The sequence below is a fragment of the Achromobacter sp. Marseille-Q4962 genome (assembly GCF_943737005.1).
GTDB lineage: Bacteria > Pseudomonadota > Gammaproteobacteria > Burkholderiales > Burkholderiaceae_B > Achromobacter.
Genome location: NZ_CALSFU010000021.1, coordinates 16,358 through 34,642, shown reverse-complemented (window position 1 = coordinate 34,642; position 18,285 = coordinate 16,358). Strand labels below are relative to the sequence as shown.

The 18,285-nt window shown below is 67.3% G+C and carries 17 protein-coding genes; 15 read left to right on the top strand and 2 right to left on the bottom strand.

What is annotated here, in order from left to right:
- Positions 1 to 8: 8 nt before the first annotated feature.
- The 6 genes from NGJ44_RS17935 to NGJ44_RS17910 all read left to right on the top strand — a co-directional run bounded on the left by NGJ44_RS17935 (position 9) and on the right by NGJ44_RS17910 (position 7,124).
- Positions 9 to 905, top strand: coding sequence for a LysR family transcriptional regulator (locus NGJ44_RS17935; protein WP_251864819.1), 897 nt, complete (start codon positions 9 to 11; stop codon positions 903 to 905).
- Positions 906 to 1,082: 177 nt separating this feature from the next.
- On the top strand, positions 1,083 to 2,597 hold the full coding sequence (locus NGJ44_RS17930; RefSeq protein ID WP_053246594.1) for an ABC transporter substrate-binding protein: 1,515 nt from the start codon (positions 1,083 to 1,085) through the stop codon (positions 2,595 to 2,597).
- A 78-nt stretch (positions 2,598 to 2,675) separates the two neighbouring features.
- The gene (locus NGJ44_RS17925; protein ID WP_251864875.1) at positions 2,676 to 4,475 is read left to right on the top strand and encodes a gamma-glutamyltransferase family protein; all 1,800 of its coding nucleotides are present in this window, start codon (positions 2,676 to 2,678) and stop codon (positions 4,473 to 4,475) included.
- 103 nt (positions 4,476 to 4,578) lie between these two features.
- Positions 4,579 to 5,553, top strand: coding sequence for a diacylglycerol/lipid kinase family protein (locus NGJ44_RS17920; RefSeq protein WP_053246593.1), 975 nt, complete (start codon positions 4,579 to 4,581; stop codon positions 5,551 to 5,553).
- Complete coding sequence (locus tag NGJ44_RS17915; RefSeq protein ID WP_251864817.1) at positions 5,550 to 6,374, top strand: metallophosphoesterase family protein; 825 nt, start codon at positions 5,550 to 5,552, stop codon at positions 6,372 to 6,374. Before NGJ44_RS17920 ends, NGJ44_RS17915 begins: the two co-directional genes overlap by 4 nt.
- 21 nt (positions 6,375 to 6,395) lie before the next feature.
- Complete coding sequence (locus tag NGJ44_RS17910) at positions 6,396 to 7,124, top strand: phosphatase PAP2 family protein (protein ID WP_251864815.1); 729 nt, start codon at positions 6,396 to 6,398, stop codon at positions 7,122 to 7,124.
- Positions 7,125 to 7,127: 3 nt separating this feature from the next.
- Here the strand turns inward: NGJ44_RS17910 and NGJ44_RS17905 are convergent, their stop codons facing one another.
- Positions 7,128 to 7,565, bottom strand: a complete 438-nt coding sequence (locus NGJ44_RS17905; RefSeq protein ID WP_251864813.1) for a PaaI family thioesterase — start codon at positions 7,563 to 7,565, stop codon at positions 7,128 to 7,130.
- A complete protein-coding gene (locus NGJ44_RS17900) occupies positions 7,562 to 8,203 on the bottom strand; it encodes a TetR/AcrR family transcriptional regulator (protein ID WP_082308264.1) in 642 nt (213 codons plus the stop codon). Before NGJ44_RS17900 ends, NGJ44_RS17905 begins: the two co-directional genes overlap by 4 nt.
- 415 nt (positions 8,204 to 8,618) lie before the next feature.
- Here NGJ44_RS17900 and NGJ44_RS17895 point away from each other — a divergent pair, with 415 nt between their 5' ends.
- From NGJ44_RS17895 to nuoH, 9 genes are all read left to right on the top strand, one after another.
- Positions 8,619 to 9,752, top strand: coding sequence for a porin (locus NGJ44_RS17895; protein WP_251864811.1), 1,134 nt, complete (start codon positions 8,619 to 8,621; stop codon positions 9,750 to 9,752).
- Between the two features lie 349 nt (positions 9,753 to 10,101).
- Positions 10,102 to 10,461: an NADH-quinone oxidoreductase subunit A gene (locus tag NGJ44_RS17890; protein WP_053244384.1), complete on the top strand. Its 360-nt coding sequence runs from the start codon at positions 10,102 to 10,104 to the stop codon at positions 10,459 to 10,461.
- Between the two features lie 39 nt (positions 10,462 to 10,500).
- Positions 10,501 to 10,977, top strand: coding sequence for a NuoB/complex I 20 kDa subunit family protein (locus NGJ44_RS17885; RefSeq protein ID WP_006217960.1), 477 nt, complete (start codon positions 10,501 to 10,503; stop codon positions 10,975 to 10,977).
- Positions 10,978 to 11,059: 82 nt separating this feature from the next.
- Positions 11,060 to 11,686 carry an NADH-quinone oxidoreductase subunit C gene (locus NGJ44_RS17880; protein ID WP_053244383.1) on the top strand — a complete coding sequence of 209 codons (627 nt, stop codon included), beginning with the start codon at positions 11,060 to 11,062 and terminating at the stop codon, positions 11,684 to 11,686.
- Between the two features lie 3 nt (positions 11,687 to 11,689).
- Positions 11,690 to 12,946, top strand: coding sequence for an NADH-quinone oxidoreductase subunit D (locus NGJ44_RS17875; RefSeq protein WP_053244382.1), 1,257 nt, complete (start codon positions 11,690 to 11,692; stop codon positions 12,944 to 12,946).
- A 47-nt stretch (positions 12,947 to 12,993) separates the two neighbouring features.
- Positions 12,994 to 13,488, top strand: a complete 495-nt coding sequence (nuoE, locus tag NGJ44_RS17870) for an NADH-quinone oxidoreductase subunit NuoE (protein WP_053244381.1) — start codon at positions 12,994 to 12,996, stop codon at positions 13,486 to 13,488.
- Complete coding sequence (gene nuoF / locus NGJ44_RS17865; protein WP_251864809.1) at positions 13,485 to 14,852, top strand: NADH-quinone oxidoreductase subunit NuoF; 1,368 nt, start codon at positions 13,485 to 13,487, stop codon at positions 14,850 to 14,852. The genes nuoE and nuoF overlap by 4 nt, the downstream gene beginning before the upstream one ends.
- A gap of 15 nt (positions 14,853 to 14,867) precedes the next feature.
- A complete protein-coding gene (gene nuoG, locus NGJ44_RS17860) occupies positions 14,868 to 17,195 on the top strand; it encodes an NADH-quinone oxidoreductase subunit NuoG (RefSeq protein WP_053244379.1) in 2,328 nt (775 codons plus the stop codon).
- Positions 17,195 to 18,268 carry an NADH-quinone oxidoreductase subunit NuoH gene (gene nuoH / locus NGJ44_RS17855; RefSeq protein WP_053244378.1) on the top strand — a complete coding sequence of 358 codons (1,074 nt, stop codon included), beginning with the start codon at positions 17,195 to 17,197 and terminating at the stop codon, positions 18,266 to 18,268. Before nuoG ends, nuoH begins: the two co-directional genes overlap by 1 nt.
- Positions 18,269 to 18,285: the final 17 nt, after the last annotated feature.

The window sequence follows — 18,285 nt, the reverse complement described above, 5'->3', positions numbered from 1 at the left end:
AATGCCGCATGACTCTCAAGCAACTCGAAGCCTTTTACTGGGCCGCCACCTGCGCCAGCTTCGCGGTGGCCGCCGAGCGCCTGCACCTGTCGGTGTCCTCGCTGTCCAAGCGCATCGCAGAGCTGGAGGAGGCGCTGGGGCGGCCGCTTTTCGACCGGGCGGGCCACAAGGCCGCACTGAACGACGACGGGCGGCGCCTGCTGCCCCAGGCGCGCGAACTGCTGGCCGCCGCCGACCGCATCCGCGCGTCCATGGCGCAGACCGCGGAACTGCGAGGCCGCTGCCGCTTCGGGGTGGGGGAACTCACCGCGCTGACCTGGCTGCCGCGCCTGATCGGCGGCGTGCGGGCGGCGTACCCGCAATTGGCGCTGGAGCCCTATGTGGACATCGGCCAGGTGCTGGAGCAGCGCGTGGCCGACGGCGAGCTGGACTTCGCCGTCATCGCCGGCCGTTCGTCGCGCGCGAACCTGGCATCGGTTCCCATCGGCGAAGCGCGCTTCTGCTGGGCCGCTGCGCCGCGCGCACTGGACGGCGAAACCCGCATGACGCCGGAGCTGCTGGCGCGCCTGGCGCTGGTGACGCTGCCCGCGGGCGCGGGCACCACGCGCATCATCGACGGCTGGCTCGCCGGCCGCGACGCGCCCGGCGAACGTCTCTGCTGCAATAACTGGGGGGCGATCGTGGGCATGCTGGTCGAGGGCATGGGCGTGGGCCTGCTGCCCGCCCACTGGGCAGGCGCGCTGGCGCGGGAAGGCAGCCTGAAGGTGCTGACGGCCGACCCCGAGCCCGAGGCGCTGCCGTATTCGTTCCAGTACCGGCGCGACGACGGCAGGCCGCTGGTCGGCAAGCTGCGCGCGGAGGTCGAGAAAGCGGCGGATTTCTCCGCATTCTGCCGCCTGCCCTGACCCGGGCGGACCGGTTGTCCGCGCCTTGCGGACGCGGGCTGTACAAGCGCCGGACACTTGGCGCAGAATCCCGGCTGGACGCGCGCAGCGGGGATGGGCCCGAAGCCGTCACACGTCCGGCCGGCGATGCCGCCCGCGTCTGCGCGGGGCGTCGCCGGTGCCAGATGGAGATTCTTCATGCGTAAATTCTGCCTTGCCATGGCGATGGCGGGTATGCTGGCCGGCGGACTGGGTCATGCCGGCCTGGTCCAGGCCCAGACGACGATCCGCATCGGCCTGCAAGACGACCCGGACGTGCTCGACCCGGCGCGCGCGCGCACCTTCGTGGGCCGCATCGTGTTCGCCTCTCTGTGCGACAAGCTCGTGGACATCACGCCCGACCTGAAGTTCGCGCCGCAATTGGCGAGGTCCTGGTCCACCAGCCCCGACGGCCTCACGCTCACGCTCAAGCTGCGCACCGACGCGCTCTTTCATGACGGCGCGCCGGTGGACGCGGCGGCGGTCAAGGCCAATCTCGACCGGGCGCGCACGCTGCCCGACAGCAACCGCAAGAGCGAACTGGCCACCATCGCCAGCGTCGAGGCGCCCGACAAGGAAACCGTGGTGCTGAAGCTTTCCGAGCCCGATGCGTCGCTGCTGTCGCAGCTCTCCGACCGCGCCGGCATGATGCTGTCGCCCGCGACCTTCGGCAAGGACCCCGGCAGCAAGCCCGTCTGCTCGGGCCCCTACCAGTTCAAGGAGCGCGTCCAGAACGACCGCATCGTGCTGGAGAAATTCGGAAAATACTGGGACGCGGCCAATTACCATTTCGACCGCGTGGTCTTCACCCCCATGCCCGATTCCACGGTGCGCCTGAACAATCTGCGCGCCGGCGACCTGGACATCATCGAGCGCGTCGCGCCCAGCGACGCCAAGACCGTCAAGGGCGACGCCAGCCTGCGCCTGGCGCCCGTCACCGGGCTGGGATTCCAGGCGATTTCCGTCAATATCGCCAACGGCGCGCGGGCCGACAATCCGCTGGCCAAGGACAAGCGGGTGCGCCAGGCGCTGGACCTCGCCATCGACCGCGACGTGCTCAACCAGGTGGTGGGCGAGGGCATGTTCCAGCCCGCCTACCAGCCTTTCCCGCCGGCGAGCTTCGCCTACGACAAGGCTTTCGAGCACGGCGGCCGCGATCCCCAGAAGGCGCGGGCGCTGCTCAAGCAGGCCGGCTACGACCGCGTCAAGTTCGAGATCACCTACGGCAACAACACCACCATGCAGCAGGTGTTCGAGCTGGTGCAGGCCATGGGCGCCGAGGCCGGCTTCGACATCACCCTGCGCCCGGTGGAGTTCGCCTCGCTGCAATCGTCGCTGGCGCGCGGCGATTTCCAGGTGGGCCAGAGCGGCTGGTCGGGCCGGGTGGACCCCAGCGGCAACATCCACCAGTACCTGAGCTGCAAGGGCAACCTCAACGACGGCAAATTCTGCGATCCCGAGGCCGACAAGCTGCTCAACGCCGCCCGCGCGGAGTCCGACACCGCCAAGCGCCGCGAACTGTACGACAAGGTGCTTTCCATCATGCAGGACCAGCGTCCCATCGTGTACCTGTTCTACCTGCCGTGGACCTTCGGCGTGCAGAAGAAGATCGAGGGCTTCGTGCCGTATCCGGACGGGCTGATCCGCCTGAAGGGCGTTACCGCCGCGAAGTAAGACCGCGGCGGGGCGCGCGCCGCCCCGCCGTTTTCCAGAACAGGCACCCGCGGGCCGCCCGCCAGGACACACACCATGATGTTTACTACCCGCCCGGAAATCCTGGGCTCCTTCGGCGTCGTCACCTCCACCCACTGGCTGGCGAGCGCCTCCGGCATGTCGCTGCTGGAGCGCGGCGGCAACGCCTTCGACGCCTGTGTCGCCGCGGGCTTCGTGCTGCAGGTGGTGGAGCCCCACCTGGTCGGGCCGGCCGGCGAAGTGCCGGCCATCTTCTATTCGCAGCGTTCGGGCAGGCTGCAGGTGCTGTGCGGCCAGGGCACGACGCCGGCCGCCGCCACGCTGGAGCGCTACCGCGCCGAGGGGCTGAGCCTCATTCCCGGCAACGGGCTGCTGGCCACCGTCATCCCCGGCGCGTTCGACGCCTGGATGCTGCTGCTGCGCGACCACGGCACGATGCGCGTGCGCGACGTGCTCGAGCCGGCCATCTATTACGCGGAGCACGGGCACGCGCTCATGCCGCGCATTTCCAATACCATCGCCGGTCTGAAAGAATTCTTCGAGACGCACTGGCCCACCACCGCCGAGCTCTACCTGCCGGGCGGCGGCGTGCCCCAGGCGCGCAAGCTCTTCCGCAATCCGGCGCTGGCCCGCACCTGGCGGCGCGTGCTCGAAGAGGCCGAACTCGCCAGCGGCGACCGCGACCGGCAGATCGACGCGGCCCGCGATGCTTTCTACCGGGGCTTCGTGGCCGAGGCCATCGACCGGTTCGCGCGCGGCACCGAGGCCATGGACGAGAGCGGCGCGCGGCATCGCGGCATCATCACGGCCGACGACCTGGCCGGCTGGTCGGCGAGCTACGAAGCGCCTGTTACCTACGACTACCACGGCTATACCGTGGCCAAGGCCGGCCCCTGGAGCCAGGGGCCGGTATTCCTCCAGACACTGGCGCTGCTGCGCGACATGGACCTGGCGTCCACCGGGCCAGGCAGTCCGGAATTCGTGCACCGCCTCACCGAGGCCATGAAACTGGCTTTCGCCGACCGCGAGGCGTATTACGGCGACCCGGCCTTTGTGGACGTGCCGCTGGAGCAATTGCTGTCGGACGACTACAACGCCCGCCGCCGCGCCCTGATCGGCGAGCGCGCCTCGCATGAACTGCTGCCGGGCCGCATTCCCGGCTTCGAGGCGCAGGTGGCGCGCGTCATGGACACGCTGGCCCGCCTGTCGCCCATCACCGAAGCCGGCGGCGCCACCAGCGAGCCCACCATGGCCGACATGCGCGCCTCGGCCAAGCGGGGCGACACCACCCACGTCGACGTGATCGACCGCTGGGGCAACATGATCAGCGCCACGCCGTCGGGCGGCTGGTTCCAGTCCTCGCCCGTCATTCCGGAGCTGGGCTTCGGCCTCAACACGCGCGCGCAGATGTTCTGGCTCGAAGAAGGACTGCCGTGCACGCTGGCTCCCGGCAAGCGGCCGCGCACCACGCTCACGCCCACGCTGGCGCTGCGCCACGGCGAGCCCTGCCTCGCCTTCGGCACGCCGGGCGGCGACCAGCAGGAGCAATGGCAACTGCTCTTCTTCCTGCGCCACGCGCACCATGGCCTGAACCTGCAGGAGGCCATCGACCTGCCGATGTCGCACACCATGCACTTTCCCACTTCGTTCTATCCGCGCGACCGCAAGCCGGGCCACCTGGCGCTGGAAGCGAGTTTCGGCGCCGAAACCATCGAGGCGCTGCGCCGGCGCGGCCACCGCATCGAGGAAGTGCCGGCCTGGTCGGTGGGCCGGCTGACCGCGGCCTCGCGCGATCCCGACGGCCTGCTGCACGCGGCCGCCACGCCGCGCCTGATGCAGGCCTACGCAGTCGGGCGCTGAAAACCGGGAGGCCCGGTATAGGGACGCCCGGTATAGGGACGCCCGGTATAGGGGGGACGCCCGGCGGCTTGCGGGGTGTCGGCGGCTTGGGTATCTTTGCCGCATGACGCCCAACACGCCGAGCCCCGGAACCGGGGTTCCCCCGCTGACGGGAAAAGAACCCCTCTTCATCGTCCTCAACACCGGGTCGGGGCGTAACGACGCACAGGCCCTGCAGGACACCATCCGGCGCGTGCTGCATGAATCCGGCCGGCGCCATGCGCTGATGCCGGTAGACGACCCCTCCCGGCTGGGCGAGGCGGCCCAGCAGGCCGTGCTGGACGCCCGGCGCGAGCGCGGCATCGTGGTGGGGGCGGGCGGCGACGGCACGCTCAGCGCGGTCGCCGCGGCGGTGCTGGGGCAGGGCGTGCCTTTCGGCATCCTGCCGCAGGGCACCTTCAATTACTTCGGTCGCTGCTACGGTATTTCGCAAGACACCGAAGACGCCCTGCGCGGCCTGCTGGGCGGCGAGGTGCGGCCGGTGCAGGTCGGCCTGCTCAACGGCCGCCTCTTTCTGGTCAACGCCAGCCTGGGCCTCTATCCGCAGTTGCTCGAAGACCGCGAAGCCTATAAGCAGAAGTTCGGCCGCAGCCGCCTGGTCGCCCTGTGGTCCGGCATCGTCACGCTCATGCGCGAGCCGCGGCATCTCGGCCTGGAGCTCGAATACGAAGGCAAGTCGCGGCTGCTGCGCACGCCCACGCTGGTGGTGGGAAACAATCGTCTGCAGCTCGAACACATCGGCATTGCCGCCGATGAACTCGACCGCGGCCGCCTGGTGGGCATGGCGGCGCGCCCGGTGGGCGCCCTGGCGCTCTACGGCCTGCTGCTGCGCGGCTTGCTCAGCCGGCTGGGCGATGCCGAACACGTGGTCAATTTCGGCTTCGACCGCCTGCGCGTCAACGTGCGCCATCGCCGCCGCGTCAAGGTGGCGATGGACGGCGAAATCTCCTGGATGGACACGCCGCTCGAGTTCAGGGTGTCGCCCGAGCCCCTGCCGCTGGTCGTTCCGGACGGCTCCCCACGCCCGGCCCGCCCATGACGCGCATTCTCCACCTGTCCGACACGCATTTCGGCACCGAGCGCAAGCCCGTGGTGGAAGCGGTGCTCGACGTGGCGCGCGCCATCGAGCCCGATCTTGTCGTCCTGAGCGGCGACATCACCCAGCGCGCCCGCCGCGGCCAGTTCGCCGCCGCCCGGAAGTTCGTGCAGCGGTTGTCGCTGCCGGTGCTGGCGGTGCCGGGCAACCACGACATTCCGCTCTTCAATCTCTTTGCGCGGGTGCTCGATCCCTATGGCAACTACCGGCGCGCGCTGGGCGCGGCGCTCGAACCTGTGTTCGAAACGCCCGGCCTGCTGGCCATAGGCGTGAACACCACGCGGCCGCGCCGCCGCAAGGACGGCGAAATCTCCGACGCCCAGATCGGCCGCGTGGCGCAGCGCCTGCGCCAGGCCAGGCCCGGGCAGTTGCGCGTGGTGGTGGCGCACCATCCCGTGCGGGCCAAGGAAGAATCCGATCTGGCCAACCTGCTCATCAACCGCGAGCGCGCGCTGGCCGCCTGGGCGCAGGCAGGGCTGGACCTGGTGCTGGGCGGACACATCCATCTGCCCTACGTGCTGCCGGCCAGCGCCGCCACGGGGCCGGGCGGCCCCTGGATGGCGCAGGCCGGCACCGCCTGCTCGCGGCGCGTGCGGGGCAGGGTGCCCAATTCGCTGAACCTCATCGTCCATGAAGCGGAGCAGGGCGGGCGGCGCGCATGCCGCGTGGAGCGTTGGGATTATTCCGATGCGGCCCATGCCTTCGCCCTGGTCCACACGACGCGCGTGGGCGGCGAGCCGCCGGCGCCCGGCGCGGCCGCCTGACCGCCCGTGCCGGATGCCGCCATGACGCAAGCCAGCGCCGCATGGATCGCCGCCCACGCCCTGGCGGTCTTCATCGTGCTGCCGGCATTGGCGGCCCTGGCGGCGGTGGCCGTCGCCAAGGCCGCCAGCCGTCTTTCGCCGCCCGGCCGCAGGCGCGCCCGGGCGGCCGGGTTGTGCCTGCTGCTCGCCATGTTCGCGCTGCTGGCCGCGGCGGTGGCCACGCCGGGGCGCGTGGTCCGGTTCGACGATGCGCTGGCCGACGCGCTCGGCGCGGCCATGCCGGCCCCGCTGCTATGGGCGCTTTCCTGGTTCACCGCGCTGGGCGACCGCAATTTCCTCATCGCGCTGAGCGTGTGCATGGTGCTGGGCCTGCTCTATGCCGGGCGGGGGCGGCTCGCGCTGTTCTGCGTCGCGGCCACGGCGGGCGGCGGCATCCTGAACTGGCTGCTCAAGCACGGCTTCGCCCGCATCCGGCCCGACTTCACGCACGACTACGCGACGGTGTCGGGCTGGAGCTTTCCCAGCGGCCACGCGTCGGGCGCCATGGCGGTCTATGGCGCGGCCTGCTGCCTGGCCTGGCGGCTCGCGCCGCCTTCCTGGCGCATGCCCAGCCTGGCGGCAACGGCCGCGCTGGTGTGCGCCATCGGGCTGAGCCGGGTGCTGCTTCACGTGCATTTCGCCAGCGACGTGGCGGCCGGCCTGGCCGTCAGCCTGGCATGGCTGGCGCTGTGCGCCGCCGCCATCCGCTGAGGATCAGGCGCGCGGCACCGACCAGGTGCTCACGGCGTGCGCCACGGGCTCGTCGGAACCCTCGGCCGTGAGCGTGACTTCGCCCGTGCAGAGCCGCCCCGTCTTCAGGATGCGGGCATCGGCAAGAATGGTCCCCACGCCTTTGCGCATGAAATTGACGGTGAGGCTGGCCGTGACCGCCTGGGGCTGCCCCGTGGCGCCCACCACGGCCGCGTACAGCGCCAGGTCGGCCAGGCCCATCAGCATGGGGCCCGCCACGATGCCGCCCAGGCGCTGGTGGGTGTCGCGCGCGGGCAGCACGGCCCGGGCGGCGCCCCGGCCCACGTACAGCACTTCGATGCCCAGCACGAGCGAAAACGGATGCTGGGTCGCCAGCAGGGATTGGAAATCGGCAAGGCTGATGAGCGGGGCTTCCGCCTCCGCGACAGGTGTCGGCGTCATGGGCGCTCCAGGGCGAGGCAATACTGGTCCAGCAGCGGCTCCGCCCGCTGGCCCAGCGATTTCAGCCGCCGGGTATGCAGGAGCAGCAGCAGGCCCATCAGGTAGGTGAAAACATTCATTTGCGTGGTTTCGCGCGCCGGGGCCAGGCCGGGCCGGGTGCGGACCAGGGCCTCGCCCAGCGCATCCACGCAGGCCAGCAGCAGCGCGTTCAGGCGCGCGTCCGCCTCGCGGCCCAGCCCGCGCGGGCCGGTTCCCTGGAACAGGTAGAGCCCCAGGGAGAACTCGCCCTGGCGCGCCGCGTAGTACTGGAAGAACGCCTGAATGACACTGCGCGCCGCATCCGCGGGCGCGCTGGCGGCCAGCGCCGCCGCCAGCGCGCCATGCAGGCGATTGAGCGAGTCTTCGAGCAGAGCGCCGTAAATGGCCTCCTTGCCCTCGAACCATGGGTAAATGGCGCCCGTGGTGCAGCCCGCCTCGTGCGCGATGGCCCGCACCGTGGTCTTCTCCAGACCCTCGCGCTCGAACACCCGCTGGGCCGCGTCCAGCACGAGCTGCCGGCGCAGGGCCTGCAACTGCGCCTGCCGCTGGCCGCGCGCCTCCGGAGACAGCCTCCTGGAAGTCTTGGCGGGTGGATTCATTGCGATGTTCTTTTGAAATAACGATGTTATCAATATACGTGAAACCGGCTCGCAATGAAACGCTGCGCCCGGCCGGCGGCAAAGGATGGCCAAACCGCCCGAAAGTGTCCCTAAAATACGTCCAAACCTCGCCGCGATTCGCTTCCAACAATTGGGGTCGGGGCTGGGAATCGCATGAATACGGGCCGGCGCAAAACTCGAGGGTTACTCCCAATGCCCATCGAAAACGCCTGTGCGAGGTGTTGCATCTTCCCAACATGGCTGTCGCAAACCTGCACTTTTCTGGCGTCGGGCATAGCCAGTCCCCCTGATTTTTGATGCAATAGCGTCAACTTCCCTTCGCGGAGTTAGGGGGGCGGCAGGCCGGTTCGCTGCATTGCTGCTCTTGTCACTCAAATCAACGGAGATTTCTTAAATGAAAAAGACTCTGCTCGCTGCCGCCCTGCTCGCCGGTTTCGCCGGTGTCGCCCAGGCAGAAACGTCTGTCACCCTGTACGGCATCATCGACACGGGTATCGGCTACAACAAGATCAGCGGTGCTGGCGACCGGAACGGCAGCCGTATCGGCATGATCAACGGCGTTCAGAACGGTTCGCGTTGGGGCCTGCGTGGTTCGGAAGATCTGGGTGACGGCCTGCGCGCTGTTTTCCAACTGGAATCGGGCTTCAATTCGGGCAACGGTAACTCCGCTCAGGATGGCCGTCTGTTTGGTCGCCAAGCCACCGTCGGTCTGGCCAGCGACAGCTGGGGCCAACTGGACTTCGGTCGCCAAACCAACATCGCCTCGAAGTACTTCGGTTCGATCGACCCGTTCGGCGCCGGCTTCAACGTCGCCAACATCGGCACCGGCATGAGCGCTGCCAACACCGCTCGCTACGACAACATGGTCATGTACCAAACCCCGTCGTTCAGCGGCTTCCAGTTCGGCGTCGGCTACTCGTTCAGCGCTGATGATCGCAACAGCGACGCTCGTCGTTCGGGCTTCCGCACCGCCGACAACGTCCGCGCCATCACGACCGGCCTGCGTTACGTCAATGGCCCGCTGAACGTGGCTCTGTCCTACGACCAGTTGAAGGCTTCGAACAAGCAGCTCCAAGGGGAAGTTGACGCTACCCCGCGTTCGTACATGATCGGCGGTAGCTACGACTTCGAAGTCGTGAAGCTGGCTCTGGCCTACGCTCGCACGACCGACGGCTGGTTCGCCACGTCGAACCCGGCTGGTGCCTCGGGCACGCTGGCCAACGGCAACGATCTGGGCTTCACCAACAACGCGTTCGCCGATGGCTTCAAGGCCAACTCGTACATGCTGGGTCTGTCGGCCCCGATCGGCGGTGCTTCGAGCCTGTTCGGTTCGTGGCAGCGCGTTGATCCGTCGAACGACAAGCTGACGGGCGACGATTCCACGATGAACGTGTACTCGCTGGGCTACACCTACGACCTGTCCAAGCGTACCAACCTGTACGCCTACGGTTCGTACTCGAAGAACTACGCCTTCAACGATGGCGTCAAGGCGACCGCCGTCGGCGTCGGCCTGCGTCACCGCTTCTAATCGAAAGCAGGGCGCAAGTCCTGCCTCGATTCGTAGTGCATGAACGGGCTTCGGCCCGTTCATATGAAGCCACCCTCCGGGGTGGCTTTTTGCATTCTGTCCGGCGTCGGAAAAGCGCGTTGCCGGGGTGCGCGATAATAGAAGTGTCGCGAGCCGGATCGCGGGTCCGCCCATGCGGGGGCATGGGGGCTGGATGCGGCGCGCGCAGGGGTGGAAAGAGGTCCGATAAAGCGGATTGTTTCGCCTGAGGAATGCAGTCTTTCACCCGCTGTTTGCGCGTCAGAGTTCAGCCAGAAGTAACCACGTGAATGCTACAATCCAAAGGTTTGCGCATTTGACGGACGCCTGAATGAACCTGCAACAGTATTTTCCCGTCCTGCTGTTTATCGTAGTGGCCACCCTCATCGGGTTCGCGCTCCTGACGGCTGGGTCCCTGCTTGGCCCGCGGCGTCCTTACGCCGAGAAGCTTTCCCCCTATGAATGCGGCTTCGAGGCTTTCGAAGACGCGCGCATGAAGTTTGACGTGCGCTACTACCTGGTGGCGATTCTGTTCATTCTTTTCGACTTGGAAATCGCGTTCCTGTTCCCCTGGGCCATCGCCCACGGCACGGTCGGGCTCGTCGGTTTCTGGACGGTCATGGTGTTCCTCGCCGTGCTTACCGTCGGCTTCATCTACGAATGGAAAAAGGGCGCGCTGGATTGGGAGTGAGCCCGCAGGCTCATCCTCCGCACGCTATCAGAGACGAATATGGCTATAGACGGCATTCTCAAGCAAGGGTTCATCACCACCAGCGCGGACAAGTTCCTGAACTGGGCGAAGACCGGCTCCATGTGGCCGATGACCTTCGGCCTGGCCTGTTGCGCGGTCGAGATGATGCACGCGGGCGCGGCCCGCTACGACCTGGACCAGTTCGGCATCATTTTCCGTCCCAGTCCGCGCCAGTCCGATCTCATGATCGTGGCGGGCACGCTGTGCAACAAGATGGCGCCGGCGCTGCGCAAGGTCTACGACCAGATGCCCGAGCCGCGCTGGGTGGTTTCCATGGGCTCCTGTGCCAACGGCGGCGGTTACTACCACTACTCGTATTCGGTGGTCCGCGGCTGCGATCGCATCGTACCGGTAGACGTCTACGTGCCGGGCTGCCCGCCCACGGCCGAGGCGCTGGTCTACGGATTGCTGCAGATGCAGAACAAGATCCGTCTGACCAACACGATTGCCCGCTGATCCCGCGGGGCAGGGCGGCGCCAGGCCCCGCGGCCTCCGCCCGTCCCGACGGACAGCGTATCGGTTCACCTAAGCGTACAAGATGATGACCAGGCTCGAAACCCTGAAAACCAATTTGCAGACCACCCTCGGCGCGGACATCGCGCTGACCGAGGCGCTGGGCGAGCTGACGCTCGAAGTGCCCGCCGAACAGTGGTTCTCCGTCTGCACCAAGCTGCGCACCGAGACCGGGCTGCGCTTTGAAACCTGTATCGACCTCTGCGGCGTCGACTACCTCACCTGGGGCAACGGCACGCGCGAATTCGCCGACCAGACGGGCGCCAAGGTGCACCGTTCGCGTTTCGCGGTGGTCGTGCACCTGCTGTCCATTTCCAACAACTGGCGCCTGCGCGTGCGCACCTGGGCGCCGGATGACGAATTCCCCATGGTCGCTTCCCTGATCGAATGCTGGCCTTCGGTGGGCTGGTTCGAGCGCGAGGCCTTCGACCTGTACGGCATCGTCTTCGAGGGGCATCCCGACCTGCGCCGCATCCTCACCGACTACGGCTTCATCGGCCATCCCTTCCGCAAGGACTTCCCGCTGTCGGGCACCGTCGAAATGCGCTACGACCCCGAGCAGAAGCGCGTCATCTACCAGCCGGTCACCATCGATCCGCGCGAGATCACCCCGCGCGTGGTCCGCGAAGACACCTACGGCATGGGGCGTTAAATCATGGCAGAAATCAAGAACTACACGCTCAACTTCGGTCCGCAGCACCCGGCCGCGCACGGCGTGCTGCGCCTCGTGCTCGAACTGGACGGCGAAGTCATCCAGCGCGCCGACCCGCACATCGGCCTGCTGCACCGCGCCACCGAGAAACTGGCCGAGCACAAGACCTACATCCAGGCGCTGCCCTACATGGACCGCCTCGACTACGTGTCCATGATGTGCAACGAGCACGCCTACGTCATGGCCATCGAGAAGCTGCTGGGCATCGAGCCGCCGCTGCGCGCGCAGTACATCCGCGTGATGTTCGACGAGATCACCCGCATCCTGAACCACCTGATGTCCCTGGGCTCGCACGCCCTGGACGTGGGCGCCATGGCGGTGTTCCTGTACGCCTTCCGCGAGCGCGAAGACCTCATGGACTGCTACGAGGCGGTGTCGGGCGCGCGCATGCATGCGGCCTACTACCGTCCCGGCGGCGTGTACCGCGACCTGCCGGACGCCATGCCCCAGTATGGCGAAACCAGCAAGTACCGCGGCGACAAGGAAGTGCGCGCCATGAACGACGCGCGCTCCGGCTCGCTGCTGGACTTCATCGAAGACTTCACCAACCGTTTCCCGGCCTGCGTCGACGAGTACGAAACCCTGCTCACCGACAACCGCATCTGGAAGCAGCGCCTGGTGGGCATCGGCGTGGTCGATCCCGACCGCGCCAAGGCGCTGGGCTTCACGGGCCCCATGCTGCGCGGCTCCGGCGTGGCCTGGGACCTGCGCAAGACGCAGCCCTACGAGGTCTACGACCTGCTCGACTTCGACATTCCCGTCGGCGTGAACGGCGACTGCTACGACCGCTACCTCGTGCGCGTGAACGAGCTGCGCCAGAGCAACCGCATCATCCGCCAGTGCGTGGAATGGCTGCGCAACAACCCGGGCCCGGTCATGATCGAAAACCACAAGGTGGCCCCGCCCAAGCGCACCGCCATGAAGACCAACATGGAAGAGCTGATCCATCACTTCAAGCTCTTCACCGAAGGTTTCCACGTGCCGCCCGGCGAAGCGTACGCGTCGGTGGAGCATCCCAAGGGCGAATTCGGCATCTACCTGGTGTCCGACGGCGCCAACAAGCCGTACCGCCTGAAGATCCGCGCACCCGGTTTCGCGCATCTGCAATCGCTGGACGAAATGTCGCGCGGTCACATGATCGCCGACGCCGTGACCATCATCGGCACGCAGGACATCGTTTTCGGCGAGATCGACCGCTGATCCGCACGCACAGTCACGAGCACGCCCGCATAACCCGGATTCAAACTATGCTGCTTTCCGAACAGGCCTACCAGAAAATCGACCGGGAACTCGCGAAGTTCCCGGCCGACCAGCGGCAGTCCGCCATCATGGCCGCGCTGGCCATCGCCCAAGAAGAAAAGGGCTGGCTGGCCACCGACATCATCGAAGACGTGGCCAACTACATCGGCGTTCCGCCCATCGCGGTGCAGGAAGTCGCCACGTTCTACAACATGTTCGACGTCAAGCCCGTCGGCAAGAACAAGATCGCCGTCTGCACCAACCTGCCCTGTGCCTTGCGCGACGGCGAACGTGCCGGCGACTACCTCAAGCGCAAGCTGGGCGTCGACTACCGTGAAACCACGGCCGACGGCCAGTTCACGCTGATCGAGGGCGAGTGCATGGGCGCCTGCGGCGATGCGCCGGTGGTCATCGTGAACAACAAGCATATGTGCGTGCGCATGACGGAAGAGAAGCTCGACGCGCTGGTCGCGACCCTCAAGGCGCAAGGAGAGTCGGCATGAACGCGCCCGATATCTACAAGCAGCTTTCGCAGGGGCTGGATCCCAACCCCCTGAACGACCTGTCCAACTCCATGTGCCTGCATGGCCGCCACATCTCGCCGCAGATCATGGCGGGCGTGGACGGCAGCAACTGGCGCCTGGCCGACTACGTCAAGCGCGGCGGCTACGAGGCCCTGAAGAAGATCCTCACCACGGGCATGAAGCCCGAGGACGTGATCGCCGAGGTCAAGGCTTCCGGCCTGCGCGGCCGCGGCGGCGCGGGCTTTCCCACCGGCCTGAAGTGGAGCTTCATGCCGCGCGCGTTCCCCGGCCAGAAATACCTGGTGTGCAACTCCGACGAGGGCGAGCCCGGCACCTTCAAGGATCGCGACATCCTGCGCTTCAACCCGCACATCGTGATCGAGGGCATGGCCATCGCCGCCTACGCCATGGGCATCAGCGTCGGCTATAACTACATCCACGGCGAGATCTTCGAAGTGTATGAGCGCTTCGAGGAAGCGCTCGAGGAAGCGCGCGCCGCGGGCTTCCTGGGCGACAAGCTGTTCGGCTCGGACTTCAGCTTCCAGCTCCATGCCTTCCACGGCTACGGCGCCTACATCTGCGGCGAGGAAACCGCGCTGCTCGAATCGCTGGAAGGCAAGAAGGGCCAGCCGCGCTTCAAGCCGCCGTTCCCGGCGAGCTTCGGCCTGTACGGCAAGCCCACCACCATCAACAACACCGAGACCTTCGCGGCGGTGCCCTGGATCATCCGCAACGGCGGCCAGGCCTACCTCGAGGTCGGCAAGCCCAACAACGGCGGCACCAAGCTGTTCTCCGTGTCGGGCGACGTCGAGCGCCCGGGCAACTACGAAATCCCGATGGGCACGCCGTTCTCCAAGCTGCTGGAGCTGGCGGGCGGCATGCGCGGCGGGCGCAAGCTCAAGGCCGTGATCCCCGGCGGTTCGAGCGCCCCGGTGCTGCCAGCCGACATCATGATGGACTGCACCATGGACTACGACTCCATCGCCAAGGCGGGGTCGATGCTGGGTTCGGGCGCCGTCATCGTCATGGACGAGACGCGCTGCATGGTGAAGTCGCTGCTGCGCCTGTCGTACTTCTATTTCGAGGAAAGCTGCGGCCAGTGCACGCCGTGCCGCGAAGGCACGGGCTGGCTGTACCGCATGGTCCATCGCATCGAGCACGGCCAGGGCCGTCCCGAGGACCTGGACCTGCTGGACAACGTCGCCAGCAACATCATGGGCCGCACCATCTGCGCCCTCGGCGATGCCGCCGCCATGCCCGTCCGCGGTTTTATCAAGCACTATCGCGACGAATTCGCGCACCACATCGAACACAAGTCGTGTGTGGTTCCGCAATATCTGTAGGTCTCAGGAACAGCAATGGTTGAACTAACCGTCGACGGCAACAAGGTCGAAGTGCCCGAAGGCAGCATGGTCATGCATGCGGCCCAGAAGATCGGGCTTTACGTGCCGCATTTCTGCTACCACAAGAAACTGTCCATCGCGGCCAACTGCCGCATGTGCCTGGTTGAAGTGGAAAAGGCGCCCAAGGCGCTGCCCGCCTGCGCCACGCCCGTAACCAACGGCATGGTCGTCCACACCTGCTCCGAGAAGGCGCGCGCCGCCCAGAAGTCGGTGATGGAATTCCTGCTGATCAATCACCCCCTCGACTGCCCGATCTGCGATCAGGGCGGCGAGTGCCAGCTGCAGGATCTGGCCGTGGGCTATGGCGGCTCCTCTTCGCGCTACACGGAAGAGAAGCGCGTGGTGTTCCACAAGGACCTGGGCCCGCTGGTCTCGGCCGAGGAAATGAGCCGCTGCATCCACTGCACCCGCTGCGTGCGCTTCGGCCAGGAAATCGGCGGCATCATGGAACTGGGCATGCTGAACCGGGGCGAGCACTCCGAGATCACGTCCTTCGTGGGCCGCTCCATCGAGTCCGAGCTCTCGGGCAACATGATCGACATCTGTCCGGTGGGCGCGCTGACCTCCAAGCCGTTCCGCTACAGCGCCCGCACCTGGGAGCTGGCGCGCCGCCGCTCGGTCAGCCCGCACGACAGCCTGGGCGCGAACCTCATCGTCCAGGTCAAGGGCGACCGCGTCATGCGCGTGGTGCCGTTCGAAGACGAAGCCATCAACGAATGCTGGATCAGCGACCGCGACCGCTTCTCCTATGAAGGCCTGAACAGCGAAGACCGCCTGTCCGCCCCGATGATCAAGGGCGCCGACGGACAGTGGCAGGAAGCCTCCTGGGCCGACGCGCTGCAGGCCGTGGCGCAGGGCCTGTCCCGCGTGCGCGACAGCTTCGGCGCCGGCCAGATCGGCGCCCTGGCTTCCGAGTACGCCACCACCGAGGAATACGCGCTGCTGGGCCGCCTGGTCCGCGCGCTGGGTTCCGAGAACATCGATTTCCGCCTGCGCCAGACCGACCCCGGTTTCGACGCCGCGCTGGCCGGCGCGCCGTGGCTGGGCATGCCCATCGCCGAGCTCGGCAACCTCGACCGCGTGCTCATCGTGGGTTCGTTCCTGCGCAAGGATCACCCCCTGATGGCCCAGCGCCTGCGTCAGGCCGCCAAGCGCGGCACGCAGGTGCTCATGGTGGACAGCGCCGCCGACGATCCGCTGCTGCCGGTCGCCGGCCGCATCACCGTGGCGCCGTCCGAGCTGCCGCGCGCCCTGGCCGAAGTGGCCGTGGCCCTGGCCCAGGCCAAGGAACAGGCCGTGCCGGCCGAGTTCGCCTCGGTCACGCCGGGCGAGAACGCCAAGATCATCGCGGCCAGCCTGGCCTCGGGCACGAACACCGCCGTGCTCATGGGCAACATGGCCGTGGCCTCGCCGCAGGCGTCCACGCTGGCCGCCAACGGCCGTTGCGTGGCTGGCCTGGCGGGCGGCAAATTCGGCTTCCTGACCGCGGGCGGCAACACGGTGGGCGGCTACCTGGCCGGCGCCGTGCCGGGCAAGGGCGGCAAGACCGCCGCCGCCATGCTGGCCGAGCCGCTCAAGGCCTACGTCGTGCTGCACGCCGAGCCGCTGCTCGACGCCGACAACGGCCAGCAGGCGCTGGCCGCGTTGCGCGGCGCGCAATTCGCCGTGGCGCTCACGCCCTACCGTTCGGCCGCGGCCGAATGGGCGGACGTGATGCTGCCGGTGTCCCCGTTCACCGAAACCTCCGGCACCTTCGTCAACGCGCAGGGCCTGCCTCAGAGCTTCAAGGGCACGGTGGCGCCCTACGGCCAGACCCGTCCGGCCTGGAAGGTGCTGCGCGTGCTGGGCAACGTGCTGCACCTGGCCGGCTTCGACGACGAGACTTCCGAGTCCGTGCGCGACGCGGTGCTGGCCGGCGGCGTCGAAAGCCGTCTCTCCAACGAGATCAAGGCGCCGCTGGGCCTGGGGCAGACCGTCTCCGGCCTGGAGCGCGTGGCCGACGTGCCCATCTACCGCAGCGATGCCATGGTGCGCCGCTCGGAGCCGCTGCAGGCGACGACGGCTTCCAAGCCGCCGACGGCCCGCATGAACGGCCGCACGCTCGCCACGCTGGGCCTGACGGCCGGCGTCAAGGTGCGCGTCGCGGGCGCGCAGGGCGCCGTCGAACTCGAAACCGTGCAGGACGATGCCGTGGCCGACCGCGCCGTGCGCATCTCCGCCGCCTTTGAAAACACCGTGGCCCTGGGTGGCGCATTCGGTCAACTCAGCGTGGAGCGTGCCTGATGGAATGGCTTAATGTTTTGGAGAGCCACGGTCAGGCCTTGCTGGGCCCGACCGTCTGGATGGTTCTCTGGACCATCATCAAGATTGTCGTCATTGCCGTGCCCATCATCCTGTGCGTGGCCTACCTGACGTACTGGGAACGCAAGATGATCGGTTTCATGCACGTGCGCATGGGTCCGAACCGCGTGGGTTTCCGCGGGCTGCTGCAGCCGTTCGCCGACGTGTTCAAGCTGCTGACCAAGGAAGTCGTGGTTCCCAGCGAGGCCAACAAGGTGCTGTTCGTCGTGGCGCCGGTAGTCACGCTGATGCCGGCGCTGGCCGCCTGGGCCGTGGTGCCGTTCGGTCCCGAAATCGTGCTGGCCAACGTCAACGCGGGCCTCTTGTACGTCATGGCCATCACCTCCATCGGCGTCTACGGCGTCATCGTGGCCGGCTGGGCCTCGAACTCCAAGTACGCCTTCCTGGGCGCGCTGCGCGCCTCGGCGCAGATGGTGTCGTACGAACTGGCCATCGGCTTCGTGCTGGTGACGGTGCTGCTGGTGTCGGGCAGCCTCAACATGAGCGAGATCGTGCTCGGCCAGAGCCGCGGCTGGTTCGCCGACAAGGGCATTTCGTTCCTTTCCTGGAACTGGCTGCCGCTGCTGCCGCTCTTCGTCATCTACGTGATCTCGGCCGTGGCCGAAACCAACCGCCACCCGTTCGACGTGGTGGAAGGCGAATCGGAAATCGTGGCCGGCCACATGGTCGAGTACTCGGGCATGGCCTTCGCCCTGTTCTTCCTGGGCGAGTACGCCAACATGATCCTGCTCTCGTGCATGGCCTCGATCATGTTCCTGGGCGGCTGGATGCCTCCGCTCGACATCGCCCCGCTGACCTGGATCCCGGGTTGGCTCTGGCTGGGTCTCAAGACGTTCTGCGTGGTCTCGTTGTTCGTGTGGTTCCGTGCGTCGTTCCCGCGCTACCGCTACGACCAGATCATGCGCTTGGGTTGGAAGATCTTCATCCCGCTGACCGGCGTGTGGCTGGTTATCGTGGCGATCTGGATGCAGACGCCCTGGAATATTTGGCGCTAAGCCGCCAGGCAGAGGCA

Coding starts and splice junctions, on each gene's coding strand:
- NGJ44_RS17920 (WP_053246593.1), top strand. CDS start 4,579: ATGACGCCCAACACGCCGAGCCCCGGAACCGGGGTTCCCCCGCTGACG.
- NGJ44_RS17895 (WP_251864811.1), top strand. CDS start 8,619: ATGAAAAAGACTCTGCTCGCTGCCGCCCTGCTCGCCGGTTTCGCCGGT.
- NGJ44_RS17890 (WP_053244384.1), top strand. CDS start 10,102: ATGAACCTGCAACAGTATTTTCCCGTCCTGCTGTTTATCGTAGTGGCC.
- NGJ44_RS17935 (WP_251864819.1), top strand. CDS start 9: ATGACTCTCAAGCAACTCGAAGCCTTTTACTGGGCCGCCACCTGCGCC.
- NGJ44_RS17875 (WP_053244382.1), top strand. CDS start 11,690: ATGGCAGAAATCAAGAACTACACGCTCAACTTCGGTCCGCAGCACCCG.
- nuoH (WP_053244378.1), top strand. CDS start 17,195: ATGGAATGGCTTAATGTTTTGGAGAGCCACGGTCAGGCCTTGCTGGGC.
- NGJ44_RS17930 (WP_053246594.1), top strand. CDS start 1,083: ATGCGTAAATTCTGCCTTGCCATGGCGATGGCGGGTATGCTGGCCGGC.
- NGJ44_RS17910 (WP_251864815.1), top strand. CDS start 6,396: ATGACGCAAGCCAGCGCCGCATGGATCGCCGCCCACGCCCTGGCGGTC.
- NGJ44_RS17880 (WP_053244383.1), top strand. CDS start 11,060: ATGATGACCAGGCTCGAAACCCTGAAAACCAATTTGCAGACCACCCTC.
- NGJ44_RS17900 (WP_082308264.1), bottom strand. CDS start 8,203: ATGAATCCACCCGCCAAGACTTCCAGGAGGCTGTCTCCGGAGGCGCGC.
- nuoG (WP_053244379.1), top strand. CDS start 14,868: ATGGTTGAACTAACCGTCGACGGCAACAAGGTCGAAGTGCCCGAAGGC.
- nuoE (WP_053244381.1), top strand. CDS start 12,994: ATGCTGCTTTCCGAACAGGCCTACCAGAAAATCGACCGGGAACTCGCG.
- nuoF (WP_251864809.1), top strand. CDS start 13,485: ATGAACGCGCCCGATATCTACAAGCAGCTTTCGCAGGGGCTGGATCCC.
- NGJ44_RS17885 (WP_006217960.1), top strand. CDS start 10,501: ATGGCTATAGACGGCATTCTCAAGCAAGGGTTCATCACCACCAGCGCG.
- NGJ44_RS17925 (WP_251864875.1), top strand. CDS start 2,676: ATGTTTACTACCCGCCCGGAAATCCTGGGCTCCTTCGGCGTCGTCACC.
- NGJ44_RS17915 (WP_251864817.1), top strand. CDS start 5,550: ATGACGCGCATTCTCCACCTGTCCGACACGCATTTCGGCACCGAGCGC.
- NGJ44_RS17905 (WP_251864813.1), bottom strand. CDS start 7,565: ATGACGCCGACACCTGTCGCGGAGGCGGAAGCCCCGCTCATCAGCCTT.